The sequence below is a fragment of the Mesorhizobium sp. CNPSo 4688 genome (genome assembly GCF_057784295.1).
Window position 1 is genome coordinate 79,856 of sequence record NZ_JBWLUY010000012.1, and the last position, 16,794, is coordinate 96,649.

Consider the following 16,794-nt stretch of genomic DNA (forward strand, 5'->3'; position numbering starts at 1 on the left):
ATCGGATGGCAGCAGGATAGGGGGCCTTTTTTTCCGCTTTGCTTCGGTGTGTTGCCGAAGGTTTCCAGCAAAGGGAGATTTGTTTCGGAATGTTTCTGGCGGATTGCTGGCAACATTCAGTTGCAATTTTATCTGCTGTGCGCCGGCGCCTTGCCTATAATCGGCGCGGTAAATCGGCAAAGGGCACATCGCAGGCAATGCAATCGCAACCCCACATCCTCGTCGTCGACGACGACCGCGAGATCAGGACGCTTCTCGGGCGCTATCTCGACGGCCAGGGCTTCCGCGTGTCGATGGCGGCGGACCGGCGCGAATGCGAGCAGAAGCTCGGCGCCGGCCAGTTCGACCTGATCGTGCTCGACGTCATGCTGCCCGATGGCTCGGGGCTCGATATCTGCCGGGGCTTGCGCGACCGCAAACCGCATATCCCGATCATCCTGCTGACGGCGCTGAAAGAGGATGTCGACCGCATCATCGGCCTGGAACTCGGCGCAGACGACTATATCGGCAAGCCGTTCAACCCGCGCGAACTCTCCGCCCGCATCCGCGCCGTGCTGCGGCGGGCGGCGCCGGAGGAGTTTGCCGCACCACGCGCGCGCATCTATCGCTTTGCCAGCTACACGCTGGAGCCCGACATCCGCAAAGTGACCGACGCCGAAGGCGCTCCCGTCGATCTGACCGGCGCTGAATTCGATCTGTTGCAGGTGTTTCTCGACCGGCCAGGCCGGCTGTTGTCGCGCGACCAGTTGCTCGATCTCACACAAGGGCGCGAGCGCGAACCGCTTGATCGCTCGGTCGACGTTTTGATGAGCCGGCTGCGCCGCAAGTTCGGGGAGACTGGCGAGGGGCCCTTGTTCAAGACAGTGCGCAATGGCGGCTACCAGTTGACCGCGCGCGTCGAGGCCGTGGAGGCCGAGATATGAACTCGCTGCGCCGGCGGCTCATTTTGTTGCTGGTCGCTTCGATCGTCGGCGTGGTTGGCCTGGCCACCGCCGCCGTGATCAGCGTACGCGGCGGCGGGCCGCCGCCGGAACTGACCGTGCCCTGGATTGCGCAGCAGATGGAACTCGTGGTGCGGCTGCAGCCCGGCCCTGTCCCTGATGTGCTGAACGTGCAGCTCACCGATCATCCCGCCGGCGGCAAGGTCGCCCGTGCTGAAACGGCGATGCTCAACGACATACTGCGCCGCCGAGGCTTCGACCTCCGGGCCATCGTCAGCGACAAGGCGGACGAACCTGGACAAATTGCATCGGTGCAAATGCCCGACGGCCGCTGGGCGATCATGGAGGTGCCTCATGTCAAGGCGCCAAGGCGCGAATGGCTGGTTCTGGCCGGCTGGATCTCGCTGATCGTGGCCGGCGCCACGGCGGTGTCCGTCTATTTCACTTCCGTGTTGATCCGACCGCTGGAAATGCTGGAGGCCGCTGTCTCCAAGATCGGCTCGGACGGCGTGCTGGCGTCGGTGCCGGAAGTGGGCTCGGCCGAGGTCAAGGCGACCGCGCATGCGCTGAACCAGCTCTCCGCCCGGCTGAAGACGGCGATGGAAAGCCGCATGCGGCTGGTCGCCGCCGCCGGCCATGATCTAAGAACGCCGATGACGCGCATGCGGCTGCGCGCCGAATTCCTCGACGACGACCGCGATAAATGGCTGCACGACCTCGACGAGCTCGACCGCATCGCCGATAGCGCGATCCGGCTGGTGCGCGAGGAGGTCAACCAGGACGCGGTCGAACCGGTCGACCTGGAAAGGCTGGTGCGCGACATCGCCGCCGAGATGCGGTCGCTTGGACATCAGGTGTCGACCGACCGTCTGGACAAGGTTTCGGTGCGGGCAGGGGCGCTCGGCCTGCGCCGGGCCTTGCGCAATCTGATCGTCAACGCCGCCACGCACGGCAAGGGCTGCAGCGTCTCGCTCACCGCTTCCGACGGCCGCGCCGCCTTGGCAATCGCCGACCATGGCCCCGGCATCCCGCCGGAATTGCTGAACAAGGCGTTCGAACCATTCTTCCGCGTCAACCCTGCCCGCTGGCAATCCATCCCCGGCGCCGGTCTGGGCTTGGCCATCGCAAAGGAAATCATCGAACGCTATGGCGGAACCATCACGCTGGAAAACCTGCCCGGCGGCGGGCTTTTGCAGACGGTTGGGTTTGAGGCGGTTTAGCGCGCGGCCAGGCCCTCGGCGATCCCGGTGCCGGCACGGTCCGAATCGGCTATGCCTGCGCCATGCAGGAAACGTCTCTCTACGTCCCGGTGAAGCGGTTTCTCGAGAGCCTGGAATTCACGGTCAAGGGCGAAATCGGCAATTGCGATATCGTGGGGGTGCGCGATGGCGAGCCGCCGGTGCTGGTCATTTGCGAACTGAAACTGCAGTTCAACCTGGAACTTGTCCTGCAAGGCGTCGATCGCGCCGCCGCTTGCGACGAGGTATGGTTGGCGGCACGCATGTCGGCGCGCGGCAAGGGCCGCGAGCATGACCGTCGTTTTCGCACGCTCTGTCGGCGGCTCGGCTTCGGGCTTCTGGCTGTCAGCAGCAAGGGCGAGGTCGAATTGCTGCTCAGCCCGGCCGCCTTGCCGCCGCGCCGCGACCCGAAGCGGCGCTCGCGGCTGATGGAGGAACACCGGCGCCGGCGCGGCGATCCGGTGGTCGGCGGCGGTTCGCGCGCGCCGATCATGACCGCCTACCGGCAGGATGCGCTGGCCTGCGCCGCAGCCATGACTGATGGCCCGAAGCGGCCGCGTGATCTGAAAACGATTTCGCCACGCGCGGCCAGCATCCTTTTGGACAATGTCTATGGATGGTTCGCCAGGGCCGAGCGTGGGGTCTATGCGCTGACCGAAGTCGGTCATGCCGCCCTCCAGCGCTGGCCGCAAGTGGCGCACGACCAGGGGTGAGTGGCTGCCGGCGTCAGTCCTCGGATGGCAAGGCGCTCAGCCGCCGGTAGGCGACGCCATCGAAATTTGCCGTCACAAGATCTTTCACCGACATCTTGCGCTTGCGCCCGTCGCTGCAGCTGTAAACCGGCGCGCCGGCGTCGCTGCATTCGCTGGCGGTACAGATGCGGGCAACGCAGTTTCCGACCGTCAGCCGAAAACTGCCTTTTCCTGCAAAACCCTGCAGCAGGCTGCCATCCGCCGCGCGCCATGTCCGCGCCCGGAATTCCGCACGCAACGACCATGGCTCGATCGGGACCGCCAGCTTGGTCTCACCGGTGCGCCCGGCAAGGTTCAGGCGGCTGCGCGCCATGCCCGACGTGTAGGCAGTTACAAGGTCCGACTCGGCCGCATAGGTCGAGGCTGTGCTGGTGCGATCAAGCACATGCGAGATACGGTCGCCTGCCTCTGCCGGCTGTACCAAGGCCGCCGTCAAGGCGAGGAAGGCAAAGCAGGCTTGCAGACCATTCCAGCCGCCGGCCTGCCACCGGTCCGTATGCGATGTCTCCCAAGCCAGCATCCTGCCGATCCCACCCGTCGCGCCTGCCACAATCCGCCATCATCGATGAAGGCACAATGACGGCTGGATCCTGACATCCGCCGGTAAAGACGGCGTTGCCATTCGGATGATGGATGCATCACGGACTGGAATGCCGCGCTTTACTCCAGCCCCTACGCCGATGCGCCTCCGGAAGGCTGCGAGAGTTTGCCGATCGTCAGGGACTTTCTGTCGCCTGTCGCGACGAAAGACGTGGCCAGCATGCTGCGCACGGCCGCCGACCTGCTCGACGCTTCACTCATCCACAACGAGCGCCCGACTGGTTGGTGGACTGGCTGCGCAGCGTCGGCGCTGGCCACAGGCGGGCGCCAGGACGCGCGAGGCTCTTCGCCGGCGTAGGATGGCGGCCCGCGGAAACACTCGCTGGTGGGGCTAGTAGCGGCCCAGGGGTCAAGGCGGGGGGCTTGGGGGTTTTGACCACCGGGCCTAACCGGCGAGAGGGTGCCGGCTGGCAAGGGATCATACGCCGATATAACGTGTTGTAGAATGGGCTCCTTCCGTTCCCGAACCGTGCAGGAGACGTTCCTTTACGTGAGGGAAGGCTGAACAACCCACCGTCGGCCGGATGGACCACCAGCAGTCCGCCGCGTGCCCCCACGCGACGGACCTCTGATGGGAGCGGCTACATCCGTAAGGAATCGACCGCTTGTAGATGTATTGTGAACTGCCGGGATCGCGTTAGCCTATGGTGTGATCGCGGAAGCCCGAGGAGATTGGCGCCATGGGCGAAGGGGCTAGGCGACCACGACATTGAAAAGGTCTGGTGGGCGGCTCGCGTGCTGCATTTTCCGAAATTGAACGTCTCGACTTGGTTCAGCGGGTCCGAGATCGTGGGCATCACGCATGGGTCGCACACGGTGCTGGGCAAGGGTGAACGCGCGGTGGCGAAGGCGGCTAGTCGTTAACCCGCCCTGATTTTCTTGGATCCAGCTTAGCGTAGCGCTACATCTCATTGGAGCCGATCACACCCGACTCCCCTCCAGAGAAGTTAGTTCGTGACGGCCCCGCAGCGGTGAATACTACACCAGCCACCTCAAACGCATGAAGTAGGGCGGCGAGCTTCGTGGGACGCGGAATCCTCCGCCCGTTTTCAAAGTCGCGTATTGTCCCTTCGCTCAAACCGCTCTTGGAAGCGAGCCGCACCTGAGACCAGTTCAATAGCGCCCGTGCCGCCCGCGACTGCTCTGGTGTCATCACCAGGGTCGAAGCGCTTTCGCCTCTGCCGTCCTGCTGGCTGACGCCGTGGTTCCTAATGTCGTCGGCCATGACCGTTCCTCCTGGCAAAGAACAGCGGCTGACAGCGAATGTTCCATCTCGCTTACATAAGAGACAGCCACGGAGCCGAACCAGACAATGAGACATTAAGCCCGCCCGTCAGGTCTTAGTCAGCAGCCTGACTTTTGAGAGCCTTCGCCGAGCGAGTTCGCGAGCCGCATCTGCGAGGTGATTGCCAAAGACTTCGGTGACGAATGCAAGGGTCATCAAGTCGGTCAAAAAATCGCCGATCGCGCCCGAGACACGTGATCGGACCTAGGTCCCATGTGCAATGGGCCTGACGTCGGAACGCGGAACGTTTGCTCAGGCGCTACGTTCGGCAGTGTCATTCGCGTCGTTGTATTGGGGAGGTGGCTTAATGCCAATTTCGAATGAGTTGAAGGACGAGTACCTGGAATTTGAGTGCCCCAACTGTTCCCATGTAATGCTGAAAAAGGGCTCGTGGTTCAAGGTTATATCGAGCTTCAACTGCGACCAATGCGACGCGAGGATAAGGCTTGGCTATCCGGACAAGCTCACACTTTTTGAACAAAAAAAGCGAAGCATGAACCTGTCTGCACGGTGAGAGTTCAAGCGGCCCGACAGTGCTTTAGGGTGGCGGGTTGAACGTCGGGCCTGACCGGCCCGGGGGCCAGGCCGGTTGGTGGAATCGTTCATTTGGGCGATGCTTATCGAGCCAGAAAATGGCCGACGCGATATTGGCCGGTGAGAACAGTGAAATCCGCGCCGGCCACCGCGGAACACGGGAACCGTCCACGGAAATTAGCGCTCTCCGAACGATCGGCAACGATTGGTTAAGGATGTACAGTGAGTCCTGGTTGAAGCCACCTCTGAGCGCATTAAATCCCCCAAGGTCACCGGCGATGTATGGACATCGGTGCTTGGAGTTCGTTGCGCTTTCGCCCCGGGATTAGAGGTGGGCATCATGACCCAGCCAAGAATATCGGCTTCCGACTGCAATGTCTTGCGCGGCGCCTTCGTAAAATGCGTCATCGAAAAGAACATCCCAGAGGACCGATGGCGTGATGAGGCTGCCCTGTTGATCCGAGACTATACGGATAGCGATGACGTAGATTCCAACTTGCTGGAATGGATCATACGGACTGGCACTATCTAGCTGATGCGTGATCCCGACCTTCTTGGCGAAATACTGGACCTCATAATCGTCGCCGGTTTCGCTGGGAGGATACCGGCCGATGCTGCTTAGTTGACTTGTTCGACCTCGGGAGCAGGCGCTTGGTCGGTCGAGGGCACCGGCGTGCAATCTTGCCCCTTGCACTCCTCGACGTGGTCCTCGGCTGGCGGCAAGCAATTTTGCCCCTCGCAATGAACCGGCGGCTGCTCTGGTACCGCTGCGGCGTTCGGCGAAACAGGCTGATCTTCGGCGCGAACGGACACCACGTCTGCCAGGCCGATCATGGCCGCGCATAAAAGCGCTATTCGCAGCAAGTTCATTCCCGACCTCCACGGCTGAGAGCGAATGGAACTTACACTTGCAAACAGACGCCGATATACCATCTCCCGCGAACGACGTTAACAGCACGTTTCCACCCCCAGCGATGTCCTGCGGTTGTCCATTGGACAAGCTACCGGGATCTGACGCGCGCCGGTGCCGGCGTGTTGCTTGTGGGCCTCGTAGCCTAAGCGGCGCGCCGTTGGGGGATATGGAGACCCGAACGGGCTCGACGAGGGTCCACGGCGGTCACAATGTTATGGTGGTGATCGCAGTAGACTCGATCCGGCGAAGTTGGCCCGGCACAAAAGCGGTAGCCGCCAGGTACTGACGGATCTTCGCTCACCGGGAAGCGGCACTGATGGAGACCGAGCTGAATGAGGGGAATGTCTCTCGAAGTTAGTCTGGTATTTTCAGGCATGATGGTTTTCAGGTTCCTTAGTTCATAACCATTGCTGGCTGACAGCCGCAGTGCGGCCTGTCGGGCGAGCTTCTCTCGTTTTGGAGGGCTTTGGATCACCATATGGTGCTGGTCGCACCGTCAATGAAGCCCGACGCCTCTGCTTTTGAAGCCAACAGTTTGCGACTTAAGGCCACACCTGCGCTGCTTCGCGAAGCCTACCTTGGTGCGGAGACTCACCGACGCGGAGATGCATTTCGGGTCCGCAGACATCAGATCATAGTCAAGTCATTGAAAGATCTGGTATCTCTCCATTGACCTCCACCGGTCTACACGGGCTGATATTAGACGGATATTAGACGAGTTGTGGGGAAGCTATGCCGAGAACACTTGAGGAATCAGCGGTCACTACCAAGGCGGCCCGCGCGAAATTGGAGTCTGGCATTGCTGGCGATCAATCGACCCGACCGTGCATTTGGGCTATCGCGTGGCGCCGCGTGGAGGGCGATGGGTGGTGCGCTGGTACGTCGACGGCAAGTACCGACAAGACACCGTTGCCACAGCCGACGATGCGATGGACGCGGACGGTGTGTCCTGCCTCTCCTTCCAGCAGGCTGTTGGCGCGGCACGCAAGTTGGTCGAGGCAAAGACCTGAAAGCCTCTCCGCATTACGCCGAAAGTGCAAATCAGTTCGAAGCTTTGCGTTGTCATTTCGCGCCGATGCCGATCATTACCTGAAACATCGCAGCAAATACGGTGACAAGCTGATACGGCGGCCCCGGATCGACCCTTGGCTTTCCGTGGCGAACATCATTGAGCTTTGCGACGGGGAAATTCCAAGCTTCGACACCGTCCGCCGCGACGTCAGATGATCATGGCTTATGAAATTCCAAGGTACTTCCCTATACCCCCACCGTAGCGGGGAGCGCTGCTGCGTAGCATCGAAATAGTGTCAGGAAAATTTAGAAAGGCTATTTGATATGCGTGCTGTTGAGCTCTTTTGTTCCGCAGGCATAGCCGAATGCTTGACCGCCATTGGCGGAGGTGCCTGCCCGCCCCTCAAGCTCTCTAACGTCGGCTTTGCGCCTTTAATCGGCCATTCACGATTCTTCGCCTCCCACCTAAGCGGACTCCGCAGACAGCGAACTTCAGATCGAGGTTGTGCGCACGGAATAGTTCTTAAGGTGTTCAGGAGTGGATCACGCCGTTTACTGTGATCCCGCGCAGGGCAAAGTGCCTGGCAAAAAAGCTTGAATTGTTCGACGGTCGGGCGCTGGATGGCAAGACAGCGGCCGACGAGTGATTGCCGGAACTGGCTTCCGAGGCGCTGAAGGGGGGGAATATGGACACGACGACGGAACCGGACGTTACTACCTTGATTTCGGGCTTCGAACAGCTCGCCGAGCGATTCGTCTCCGGACTGTTCGCGCGGTTTGCCGCTTTAAGCGGCGTCCCGGTCGAGCTTGATACCCTGAGGGCCTCGCTCGCGGCCGAGGGAACGTCTCTCCTTGTGCTCCTGTTCCAGATTGTGTTGGTTGTTGCGCTCGTCGCGGGCGTGTTCATCCTGCTCGCTCGGCGGTTCAAGCAGGCGAGTGCCACAAGCAGTGCATGGCGCAGATTCGTCGCGGGCTTGGCGGCTGCTGTGGTGGCGCTGGTGATCGGTTTTATTGCTGCGTGGCTGCTGGCCGGTTCTGGGATGCCTCTGCAAACCCTTCGCCTTTGGACAGTGGCGACCGTGCTGGGCTTCATCATCCTCGCCGCCGTCAGATCACTGTTGATGGCATCGCGGCGAAGCGAGTTCGCGGAGCGCTCCGTCCATCTGGCGGCGCTCGTGCGCGACCTCTCGCTTGCTATTGGTTTGGCGCTCGTTGGCGTTACGCTACTCGGGACGTTGCGGCTCTGGAGCGTCGGACCGGCCTTGGGGGACCTGCTGCGAACAGGCTTGGGAATTCCAATCTACCTTCTGTTTGCGTGGGCGGTATGGCGGCACAGACGCACAATGGCAGCCGCCGTCGCCGGTCCGCGTCCCAGAGGCCGCTGGCGCACCCGTCTCGCCAAAATGTGGCCGGCAATCGTGATCGTGTTCGTGATAGTCACCTTTCTCAGCACTCAGGCCGCGCTGACCCTGGGAGCATCGCTTCGTGGGTCGGCCGTTATGCTGACCGCGTTGATGTTTCTCGCCGCGCCGCATCTCGACGCAATGATCGGGAACTGGGCGCAGCGCGGTTTGGAGTCACCTGACATCTCGATCTTGGCAGCGGCAGGGCGACAGACCGCCCGTTTCACCGTCGTGGCTATCATTGTTGCCATGCTGGCAACGCTATGGGCGACACCGCTGGCTGCCGGGTTCGGCATAGATCTGCGAGAGATCGCCAAGGGTGCATCCGGTGTGGCGCTGATCACGTTGGGGGCGGCGTTTCTTTGGAACGTGGTCGGCACAGGGACGGCTCGCGCCTTGCGCGCGGAGTTGCCCGCCCTAGGTGGTGACGAGGAGGCGCTAGGTGCGCCGCGTTCACGGCTGGGCACGCTGGTGCCGCTGCTCAGCGCGGTCGGCAAATCGAGCATTCTTGCCTTGGCGCTGCTCTCGATCCTGGTGTCGATCGGGATCAATGTCTGGCCGCTGATCGCCGGCATGAGCGTGTTCGGGCTGGCCATCGGCTTCGGCTCGCAGACGCTGGTGAAGGACCTGGTCTCCGGGCTGTTTTTCCTGATCGACGATGCATTCCGCTTCGGCGAATACATCGAAACGTCAGGCGCCAAGGGGACCGTAGAAAAGATCTCGGTCCGGTCGGTTTCCCTGCGCCATCAGCGCGGTGCCTTGGCGACAATCCCCTATGGCGAGATTGGCAAGATCCAGAATTTCAGCCGCGACTGGATGATCGAGAAACTGACCTTTCGCGTTGCATTCAACACCGATGTCGAGAAAGTTCGCAAGATTTTCAAGAAGATCGGCCAGGATATTTCGGCCAACCCGGAACTTGCCGGAGATCTGCTCGAGCCGTTCAAGAGCCAGGGAATTGCCGAGGTTGAGGATGGCACGCTGGTCATCCGGGCCAAATTCAAGGCGAAAGCGGGCAGAAACTTCATGATCCGCCGCGCCGTTTTGCTCGCCGTGCACCAGGCGTTTCAGGAAAACGGCATCAAGGCCGTCCCAAAGCCGCTGACATCCAATCCCGGAGCCTGAGCATTCGGACAATCACGGCTACGACGTGCTGATCAATGCTGATCCCGTCGCGCGTGTCTGGACCTTCAATGTTGCGTGGCTAGGCGTGTTGGAACTGGCGCGATCGCGACGAGAGCTGGACCAGCCCACGTGGGCTGATACTTGCGTAAGCCTTCAACGGATCCATCTGACGAACCGGACGATCGCTTCCTCGGCGATGAGCATGACGACGACCACGATAATCAGCGGCACCACGCCGTGCAGCATGCCTTCGAAGCGGACCCTATCCCCGAACACGAAGGTAATCGCCTCCAGAATCACGAACTTGGACAGGAACAGCACCACCCATGCGCCGAAGTATCGCATGAACTTCATGAAGGCACCTTGCCTTGCCTGGAAGAACACGGCGACCTGATGCTCGATGGCAATCGTCCCCTTCAGAAGGGCCTGCAACAGGATGGCTGCAAGCAACGACACGCTGAAGGAAGCAACCGTGACGCTGTCCGAAAACTCATCGAACAGGTTTAGGACCACTAGGTCGATCAAGACTCCGAAGGTATAGCGGAGGATCAGCCGCTGCCGGTCAGTCGGCATTTCGGCCGTGGCCGGCAGAAAACCGTGGATTTTGTCAGCCATGACACCCCCTTCCAAAACACCCTAGCCGAGTGTGCGAATCTCCGCATTACCTTCGCACCTTCCGTTTTGAGGCGCCACGTAACTAACGGTAAATACCTTGGGGCCACCGGCTCCCAGTGCCGAAAAGGTCGCCAGCTTACGGGGCAGCGAAGGATTGACCGCACGCTCTGATGCGACCGTGACTGTAGTCGGGTCGCGTTTCGAAGCAGAAGGGCCGCGGGACGAAGTAACCCGCCGCCAAGGAGGGGCGGTCGCCAACCTCACAGAATTGCTCTCAGTCCGCCACGTCGAAGCCTGCTTTCTTCAGCGAACGGATGACGAATTCGACATCTTGCGAACGGGCCAAACGCATCGAGACTTGCTGGCGCACGGTCTTCACCAAATTCGGTGCATTCTGGACAAGCCAGTCACGCTCTCGATCGGCCTCGATTTTGTTTCCCGCTTCACCGAAAACCGCAGCGGCAATCAAATGGTAGAGCGGATTTGAAGGAACCGCGGATCTTTTCAGCCACATTGCTGCCCGCTGATAGTCGCCGCTGAAATAGGAGCAAAGGGCCAGGTCCGCCTCAAAGGTGCGCAGGGCGCCGGGATTCCTTTCACGCGCTTCATTAAGCAACGCGCAACCCTCATGCCAATTGCCGGAGAGCGCCAGGCGCTCTCCGTATTCGCCCATAAAATTGGTGTCGTTCGGGTTGATGGCCAAAGCCTGTTTGCCAACGCTCAATGCAGCATCGATTTCCTTGCTGAAATAAAGCCCAAGCATTTCTGCTTGCCGTCCGCGGACATTGAGAGGGTCGGCTTCCACAGCCTTCCTTGCCGCAGCCAAGCCGAACTCGAGGGCTGCCGCCGACGAGGCTGGATCGGCTGGAATCTCGAACCGGTAATCATCTATGTAAATCAACGAAAGAAGCCCCCAGGCTGTGGCGTAGTCTGGGAAGTGGTCCACTGTCTTCTCCAGGCAGGTACGTACCGATGCTCGCGTTATTGGATCGAGGGTGGTCTTGTATTCGTAGAAGGAAAGCGTGCAGGAATAAGCGGCCCAATCGTCGGGGGGATTGCTGACGTGGAGCTTGGCATCTGCCTGGAAGATGACGCCGTAAGCCTGGGCCAGGCTGGTCGCCACCTTGCTCGCAATATCGGCCTGGGCCTTGACGAGGTCAGCCACCCTCAATCCACCATTGTAACTTTCAGACCAGAGAATCGAACCATCTGCCCGGTTGACCAGCCGCATCCGGAGCCAGAATGCGTCTGGGGCAAGGTTGACGCTTCCTGAAAGAACAAATCGCGGTAGCGATGCCTCCCCGCCGTTTGCGGGCGTTTCCATGACCGCGATGTCCTTGAACTTGGAAAGCTGGACGACAATTTCCTGCTTCAATCCGATGGCGATCGCCGACCCACTCTGAGTCCCGGTCAGATCGTCAAACTTCTCCACAAGCACACGGGGTATTACCGGCGCGCCCGGCCTGACGGATGTCCATGACCACACCAGCACCAACGCCGCGACCACGAGAAACGCTGCAGCACCCAAGGCGGTCAGCAGCAGCGGCATCCGCCGTGCTGGAGATTGGGTTGGCTTTTGCGAAATAACCGACAATGGGGGCGCTTCTAGTGCAGATGGTGAACGAAGCGAGAAGGCAGGAACGTAACCCCCCTTTGGAATCGTGATCAGGATCGGGTCTGTGTGTCCGGCCGTCAGATAGTAGCGCTCGAGCGCACGCCTGAGGTGGCCAGCCTCGATGCGAACGATCGGATCCGTTTGCGGGTCAAACGCCTCGCCGCGACCAAACACTTCGACTGCGATGGAATAGGCCTTGATGCGGTCGCCTCGTCCCGACAATGCTTCTTCCACCACATGGCTGAGGAAACGCCGCTCGCGGCCTGTGGCATCGAAATCGATACTGTCGAGGATAAGGGCAAGTTGGGCGCGACAAGCCTTGACGGGGAGCTCATGCACCCCCGGTGCGGGCGTTTCCGCCTGGATCGCCATGTCCTCCCTCGATCCCTCGCAACCGCGTTCTTGTTGTTGTGCGGTTACATGCTTATCCACGTAACTTACCTTCTACTGCCGTCTCTTTGCAATACGATTGCGTCAGGTCGATGAACTGGCGTCATGAGCACAAAAGACGGATCGTCTCACAGGCACCGAGCGGTTTCGGCGGCGGTACGCCGATACCCCCAGTTTGAACTGACGATCCATCGTCTGATGGACCGGAGCGAGAGCTTTCGCGACATCTGCGAGGAACTCGCCGATGCGGAGTTTGCGCTTTCGAAGGTCGACGAGGCCCCGCCGGCATTGCGCGAAGCCAGACGAGCCGAATGGCAGGAACTGGTGGATCGCTTGGTAGGAGAGGTAGGGGCGGCAGTGCTGAACACCGACGCCGCCCGGAAATCGGGTATCAACCCATGGCCGCAGTGAACAGCCATGGGTGCCGGGCCGACAGCGCGGGAAACAGCCAATGGACGCGTTTCGCACCGCCATTACACTCCCGTTTCCCGGAGCAATAAATCCGCATATGGTGGTCGAACTCAGAAGGGGGGCCCTGACATGATGACTTTCCATCGGACACAAGCCCTGGGTTGTGCCGTTCTTTCCGTTCTTTGGCTTACCCATCCCGCTGGAGCCGCGGATGCGGTCTCACCAGTGACACCAGACCTGAAGCCGGTGGTGACCGAACAAGGATGGACGTTCTCCGCTGCGCCGTATTTCTGGGCGGCTGGAATGTCAGGGGAAGTGGCGCAGTTCGGTCTGCCCCCTGTCGACGTCGACGCGAATTTCGGCGACATTCTGAAGAATCTCGACTTTGCGGCGATGGCGATCGGGGAGGCGCGCCACGACCGGTACAGCATCTTCGGCGACCTCATGTATGTAAAGGTGTCGACGGGGAGCGGTACTCCGCGGGGCATCTTCGCCACCAATGTCGATGTCAGTTCCGAAACGTTTTCAGGATTGGTCGGAGCGGGCTATTCGATTGTCCAGAGCGACGCCGGACGTCTCGATCTCGTCGGCGCGATGAGGGTCTGGTCGGTCAATACGGATCTCGACTTCCACGGCGGTATCCTCGACGGCGTGTCGCGCAGCGACGGGGCAACCTGGGTCGACGGGCTGGTTGGCGTTCGCGCGAATTACTCGCTCACGCCCGAAATCTATCTGACGGGCTGGGGCATGGTTGGTGGAGGTGGCGCCAATGTCGACTGGGATGTCGCCGCCGCACTGGGGTACCGGTTCAACGAACGCTTTTCGGCGGTCGCCGGCTACCGCGCGCTCGGGGTCAACTACCGAAACGACGGCTTCGTCTTCGATGTCGTCCAGCAGGGACCAATCTTGGGATTGGTCATGCGTTTCTAGGATTAAATTTGCGTCAATGAACAACAAAGGGAGGAAGCGATGACAACGAAACTTACATTCCGCAACTGCGCCGTCGTGGCCGTGGCTTTAGCTGCCTTCGTGCAGATTGATCCGGTTTCCCTGATGACTCAGGGATCGATATCATCCGAAGCGCTGGCCCGCGTTGGCCGCCCTCTCACGGCCACAAGCGCAGCCGGCGTCGCCAGGCGCACGACCCGGCGAACCATCCGCAGAACAAGCGTGTACGTAGCCAGGCTTCCTGCCGGTTGCGCCAAAACGTCCGTCAATGGGACGGTCGTCTGGCATTGCGGCGGAAAATATTATCAGCACTCGGGCTCGAAGTACGTGGTCGTCCACGTCAACTGATCGGGCGCGAATGGCCGCCGGCCTGACCTGACCGACAGCAGGTCGGCGGCGACACGATCGCCCAAGCAACGACTGATCGCGGGTCGTGCGCTCGGATGCTGCCAGGACCAATCGGCGGGTCCTGCTATGGACGAGGTCAACAGATGAACGCGACACAAAAGCTATTCTTGATCGTAGTTGCGGCGGTCGAAGCGGCGACAGGTCTCGGTCTTCTTCTGCTGCCTTCCGTTCCATTTGTTCTCCTGCTTGGGTTGGAAGGCGCCACCGGTGAAGCAATTTTCGTCGGCCGCATTGCGGGCGCTGCGCTGCTTGCCATAGGTGTCGCAAGCTGGATGGCAAGGAAAGACCAGGCAAGTCATTCGCTGTACGGATTGCTTTTCGGCATTCTGATTTACAACACAGCCGTATCGATTCTCCTCGTCTACGCGGCAGCAGTCCTAAAGATGACGGGCGTCATGCTTTGGCCCACGGTTGCATTTCACGCATTTCTGGCCGTCTGGGGTGGTCTGCTTTTACGGGGCTTCCGAGCGAAACTCCGCTAGGTCCGCAAGATGCCGCGCCCGGTACATCTACGCGTTCGCGCCCGCAACGACGACGGTCCAGTAGCGCGATTACATGCTCACCCCACGTAACTTACATTCCAGCGCCAGCTCTTTGGGGTCTACTATCCATGAAGAAGTGCAGGAAGTGCTCGTCGAGATGCGAGATGCTGCCGCAGCCAGAGCGGAGGAAAGCGTATGACGTTGCTCAGGGAGCCTCTGCTGCACTTTGCCGTCGTCGGCGCGATCCTGTTTGGTGGCTATTCCTGGCTGAACGACAGGCATGTCGAAGCAACAGCCAACGAACAGATCAGCCTCGGCGAAGGCGACGTGCGCTGGCTCAAGCAGACCTGGTCGAGCCAGTGGCTGCGCGAGCCAACCGCCGATGAGCTCAAGGGTCTTGTCGACGATCTGCTGAATGAGAAGGTGATGGCGCGCGAAGCGCAGGAGATGGGCCTCGAGAAGGACGACACCATCATCCGCCGCCGCCTGGCGCAAAAGCTGAAATTCCTTGTCGAGGATACGGCCCAATTGGCCGGGCCAACCGAAGCGGAACTGCGGCGGTTCTATGCCGCTAACCCTGCACACTTCGAGACGCCCGGAAAACTCACGTTTCGGCAGGTGTACTTCAATCCGGAGCATCGCAAGGATGCCGCGGCGGACGCGACCGCCGCACTGGGTGCGCTATCAGCGAATGTCGAGGACGACTCGATCGAGGGCGACCGGCTGCTGTTCGGCGACAGCTTCGCCGACACTGACGAACAGGCGTTGTCCGGAATGTTCGGCGCCGATTTTGCCCGCGAGATGTTTGCACTCGAACCGGGTGGATGGCGTGGTCCGGTTAAGTCGGGCTATGGCTTTCACCTGGTGCTCGTCACGCAGCGCACTGCGACTGCGCCGAAGCCCTTCGAGACCATAAGGGCTGCCGTGCTCTCCGAGTGGCGCGCTTCGAAACAGGTCGAACTCAGCCGAGATTACCTGCTCGAGCTGCGCAACAAATATAACGCCTCGATGGATGACAGTGCAAAAGCGCTGCTCGGGCAAGAGGCCACACCGAAGGTGGCCGCGCAATGAACCCGCTCGCCAAATGGCCTGCCCTAGTGCCGGTCGTCCGGGCCGCGATGGATTGCGTTCGGCTGGCTGTGCTGACCGCTTGTACCGCCGTGCTGGTGCCGCTCGTTGCCTCCGCGCATGAGGTGCGTCCGGCCTACCTGAGCGTCCAGGAAGATGCGCCGAATGAATTCAGCGTGTTGCTCAAGACGCCGATGCAGGGCGACGCGCGCTTGGCGCTGTCGGCTCTGTTCTCCGGCAAGATCGAGAAGGTGACGCCGATCGTTTCGCATCCGACCGGCGATGCGATGGTGCAGACCTGGCGCATGCGCACCATGGAGCCGCTCGCCGGCCAGAATGTCGTGATCGACGGGTTGCAGCACACCATGACCGACGCGCTGGTCCACGTGGTGTTCGCGAACGGCAACAGTTGGACAGCGCGGCTCACCCCCAGCGAACCGTCGGCAGTCATTCCGGCGTCGCAGAGCGCCTGGGCGGTGTTCATCACCTATGTCCGTCACGGCATCGAGCACATCGCCTTCGGCTTCGACCACCTGCTGTTCGTCACCGGGCTGATGCTGATCGTGCGCGATTGGCGCAAGCTGGTGAAAGCGATCACCGCCTTCACAGCGGCTCATTCGATCACCTTGAGCTGCGCCACCCTTGGATGGTTGACGCTGCCGTCGCGGCCGGTGGAAGCGATGATCGCCATAAGCATCGTCATGGTCGCTGCCGAGGTGGTGCGGATGGAGCGCGGGCAGCTCAGCCTGGCCATCGCCAAGCCGTGGATTGTGGCCTTCGCCTTCGGCCTCCTGCACGGCTTCGGGTTTGCAGGGGCGCTTGTCGAGCTTGGGCTGCCGCATAGCGACATTCCGCTGGCGCTGCTCGCCTTTAATGTTGGCGTCGAGCTCGGACAGCTTGCCTTCATCGCGGTCATCCTGAGCGCCGTCTATATGGTCAGCCGGATCGTCGCGATCCCGCGGCAGGCGATCGTCGCCTCGGCCTACACCATTGGGGTCATCGCGGCATTCTGGAGCATCCAACGGCTGGACGCGATGTTCTCGTAGGAGGAGCAA

General features: G+C 61.0%; 18 protein-coding genes. 12 read left to right on the plus strand and 6 right to left on the minus strand.

What is annotated here, in order from left to right:
* The first annotated feature begins 197 nt into the window (after window positions 1-197).
* From AC04SH_RS23180 to AC04SH_RS23190, 3 genes are all read left to right on the plus strand, one after another.
* Complete coding sequence (locus AC04SH_RS23180; protein WP_488576802.1) at window positions 198-923, plus strand: response regulator; 726 nt, start codon at window positions 198-200, stop codon at window positions 921-923.
* Window positions 920-2,161 (plus strand): ATP-binding protein, encoded by a 1,242-nt coding sequence (locus tag AC04SH_RS23185; protein ID WP_488576803.1) that lies wholly within the window; start codon window positions 920-922, stop codon window positions 2,159-2,161. The genes AC04SH_RS23180 and AC04SH_RS23185 overlap by 4 nt, the downstream gene beginning before the upstream one ends.
* Window positions 2,162-2,223: 62 nt before the next feature.
* Window positions 2,224-2,892, plus strand: coding sequence for a DUF2161 domain-containing phosphodiesterase (locus tag AC04SH_RS23190; protein ID WP_488576804.1), 669 nt, complete (start codon window positions 2,224-2,226; stop codon window positions 2,890-2,892).
* 13 nt (window positions 2,893-2,905) lie between these two features.
* Here the strand turns inward: AC04SH_RS23190 and AC04SH_RS23195 are convergent, their stop codons facing one another.
* From AC04SH_RS23195 to AC04SH_RS23210, 4 genes are all read right to left on the minus strand, one after another.
* Window positions 2,906-3,451 carry a hypothetical protein gene (locus tag AC04SH_RS23195; protein ID WP_488576805.1) on the minus strand — a complete coding sequence of 182 codons (546 nt, stop codon included), beginning with the start codon at window positions 3,449-3,451 and terminating at the stop codon, window positions 2,906-2,908.
* A gap of 981 nt (window positions 3,452-4,432) precedes the next feature.
* Window positions 4,433-4,756 carry a helix-turn-helix domain-containing protein gene (locus AC04SH_RS23200; RefSeq protein WP_488576806.1) on the minus strand — a complete coding sequence of 108 codons (324 nt, stop codon included), beginning with the start codon at window positions 4,754-4,756 and terminating at the stop codon, window positions 4,433-4,435.
* A 1,212-nt stretch (window positions 4,757-5,968) separates the two neighbouring features.
* On the minus strand, window positions 5,969-6,220 hold the full coding sequence (locus tag AC04SH_RS23205; RefSeq protein ID WP_477238539.1) for a hypothetical protein: 252 nt from the start codon (window positions 6,218-6,220) through the stop codon (window positions 5,969-5,971).
* A gap of 185 nt (window positions 6,221-6,405) precedes the next feature.
* Window positions 6,406-6,741, minus strand: a complete 336-nt coding sequence (locus AC04SH_RS23210; protein ID WP_488576807.1) for a GcrA family cell cycle regulator — start codon at window positions 6,739-6,741, stop codon at window positions 6,406-6,408.
* 388 nt (window positions 6,742-7,129) lie between these two features.
* On the opposite strand from AC04SH_RS23210, the gene AC04SH_RS23215 reads away from it, so the two are divergent.
* The 3 genes from AC04SH_RS23215 (at window position 7,130) to AC04SH_RS23225 (ending at window position 9,802) form a co-directional block, all read left to right on the plus strand.
* Window positions 7,130-7,273, plus strand: coding sequence for a hypothetical protein (locus AC04SH_RS23215; RefSeq protein WP_488576808.1), 144 nt, complete (start codon window positions 7,130-7,132; stop codon window positions 7,271-7,273).
* Window positions 7,274-7,322: 49 nt separating this feature from the next.
* Complete coding sequence (locus AC04SH_RS23220; RefSeq protein WP_488576809.1) at window positions 7,323-7,490, plus strand: hypothetical protein; 168 nt, start codon at window positions 7,323-7,325, stop codon at window positions 7,488-7,490.
* Between the two features lie 470 nt (window positions 7,491-7,960).
* Complete coding sequence (locus AC04SH_RS23225) at window positions 7,961-9,802, plus strand: mechanosensitive ion channel domain-containing protein (protein ID WP_488576810.1); 1,842 nt, start codon at window positions 7,961-7,963, stop codon at window positions 9,800-9,802.
* A 153-nt stretch (window positions 9,803-9,955) separates the two neighbouring features.
* Here the strand turns inward: AC04SH_RS23225 and AC04SH_RS23230 are convergent, their stop codons facing one another.
* Both AC04SH_RS23230 and AC04SH_RS23235 read right to left on the minus strand, forming a co-directional pair.
* Entirely contained in the window at window positions 9,956-10,417 is a 462-nt protein-coding gene (locus AC04SH_RS23230; protein WP_477231761.1) for a hypothetical protein, read from the minus strand.
* Window positions 10,418-10,691: 274 nt separating this feature from the next.
* Entirely contained in the window at window positions 10,692-12,404 is a 1,713-nt protein-coding gene (locus AC04SH_RS23235) for a hypothetical protein (protein WP_488576811.1), read from the minus strand.
* Between the two features lie 123 nt (window positions 12,405-12,527).
* On the opposite strand from AC04SH_RS23235, the gene AC04SH_RS23240 reads away from it, so the two are divergent.
* The 6 genes from AC04SH_RS23240 to AC04SH_RS23265 all read left to right on the plus strand — a co-directional run bounded on the left by AC04SH_RS23240 (window position 12,528) and on the right by AC04SH_RS23265 (window position 16,785).
* Entirely contained in the window at window positions 12,528-12,833 is a 306-nt protein-coding gene (locus AC04SH_RS23240; RefSeq protein ID WP_477231759.1) for a hypothetical protein, read from the plus strand.
* A 129-nt stretch (window positions 12,834-12,962) separates the two neighbouring features.
* Window positions 12,963-13,763: a hypothetical protein gene (locus tag AC04SH_RS23245; protein ID WP_488576812.1), complete on the plus strand. Its 801-nt coding sequence runs from the start codon at window positions 12,963-12,965 to the stop codon at window positions 13,761-13,763.
* Between the two features lie 39 nt (window positions 13,764-13,802).
* Entirely contained in the window at window positions 13,803-14,129 is a 327-nt protein-coding gene (locus tag AC04SH_RS23250; protein WP_488576813.1) for a hypothetical protein, read from the plus strand.
* A gap of 143 nt (window positions 14,130-14,272) precedes the next feature.
* Entirely contained in the window at window positions 14,273-14,671 is a 399-nt protein-coding gene (locus AC04SH_RS23255; protein WP_488576814.1) for a hypothetical protein, read from the plus strand.
* Window positions 14,672-14,866: 195 nt separating this feature from the next.
* Complete coding sequence (locus AC04SH_RS23260) at window positions 14,867-15,742, plus strand: peptidyl-prolyl cis-trans isomerase (RefSeq protein ID WP_488576815.1); 876 nt, start codon at window positions 14,867-14,869, stop codon at window positions 15,740-15,742.
* A complete protein-coding gene (locus AC04SH_RS23265) occupies window positions 15,739-16,785 on the plus strand; it encodes a HupE/UreJ family protein (RefSeq protein ID WP_488576816.1) in 1,047 nt (348 codons plus the stop codon). Before AC04SH_RS23260 ends, AC04SH_RS23265 begins: the two co-directional genes overlap by 4 nt.
* Window positions 16,786-16,794: the final 9 nt, after the last annotated feature.

Excerpts from the sequence above, each read along its gene's own strand:
- AC04SH_RS23180 (WP_488576802.1), top strand. The coding sequence starts at position 198 with ATGCAATCGCAACCCCACATCCTCGTCGTCGACGACGACCGCGAGATC.
- AC04SH_RS23185 (WP_488576803.1), top strand. The coding sequence starts at position 920 with ATGAACTCGCTGCGCCGGCGGCTCATTTTGTTGCTGGTCGCTTCGATC.
- AC04SH_RS23190 (WP_488576804.1), top strand. The coding sequence starts at position 2,224 with ATGCAGGAAACGTCTCTCTACGTCCCGGTGAAGCGGTTTCTCGAGAGC.
- AC04SH_RS23195 (WP_488576805.1), bottom strand. The coding sequence starts at position 3,451 with ATGCTGGCTTGGGAGACATCGCATACGGACCGGTGGCAGGCCGGCGGC.
- AC04SH_RS23200 (WP_488576806.1), bottom strand. The coding sequence starts at position 4,756 with ATGGCCGACGACATTAGGAACCACGGCGTCAGCCAGCAGGACGGCAGA.
- AC04SH_RS23205 (WP_477238539.1), bottom strand. The coding sequence starts at position 6,220 with ATGAACTTGCTGCGAATAGCGCTTTTATGCGCGGCCATGATCGGCCTG.
- AC04SH_RS23210 (WP_488576807.1), bottom strand. The coding sequence starts at position 6,741 with ATGGTGATCCAAAGCCCTCCAAAACGAGAGAAGCTCGCCCGACAGGCC.
- AC04SH_RS23225 (WP_488576810.1), top strand. The coding sequence starts at position 7,961 with ATGGACACGACGACGGAACCGGACGTTACTACCTTGATTTCGGGCTTC.
- AC04SH_RS23230 (WP_477231761.1), bottom strand. The coding sequence starts at position 10,417 with ATGGCTGACAAAATCCACGGTTTTCTGCCGGCCACGGCCGAAATGCCG.
- AC04SH_RS23235 (WP_488576811.1), bottom strand. The coding sequence starts at position 12,404 with ATGGCGATCCAGGCGGAAACGCCCGCACCGGGGGTGCATGAGCTCCCC.
- AC04SH_RS23240 (WP_477231759.1), top strand. The coding sequence starts at position 12,528 with ATGAGCACAAAAGACGGATCGTCTCACAGGCACCGAGCGGTTTCGGCG.
- AC04SH_RS23245 (WP_488576812.1), top strand. The coding sequence starts at position 12,963 with ATGATGACTTTCCATCGGACACAAGCCCTGGGTTGTGCCGTTCTTTCC.
- AC04SH_RS23250 (WP_488576813.1), top strand. The coding sequence starts at position 13,803 with ATGACAACGAAACTTACATTCCGCAACTGCGCCGTCGTGGCCGTGGCT.
- AC04SH_RS23255 (WP_488576814.1), top strand. The coding sequence starts at position 14,273 with ATGAACGCGACACAAAAGCTATTCTTGATCGTAGTTGCGGCGGTCGAA.
- AC04SH_RS23260 (WP_488576815.1), top strand. The coding sequence starts at position 14,867 with ATGACGTTGCTCAGGGAGCCTCTGCTGCACTTTGCCGTCGTCGGCGCG.
- AC04SH_RS23265 (WP_488576816.1), top strand. The coding sequence starts at position 15,739 with ATGAACCCGCTCGCCAAATGGCCTGCCCTAGTGCCGGTCGTCCGGGCC.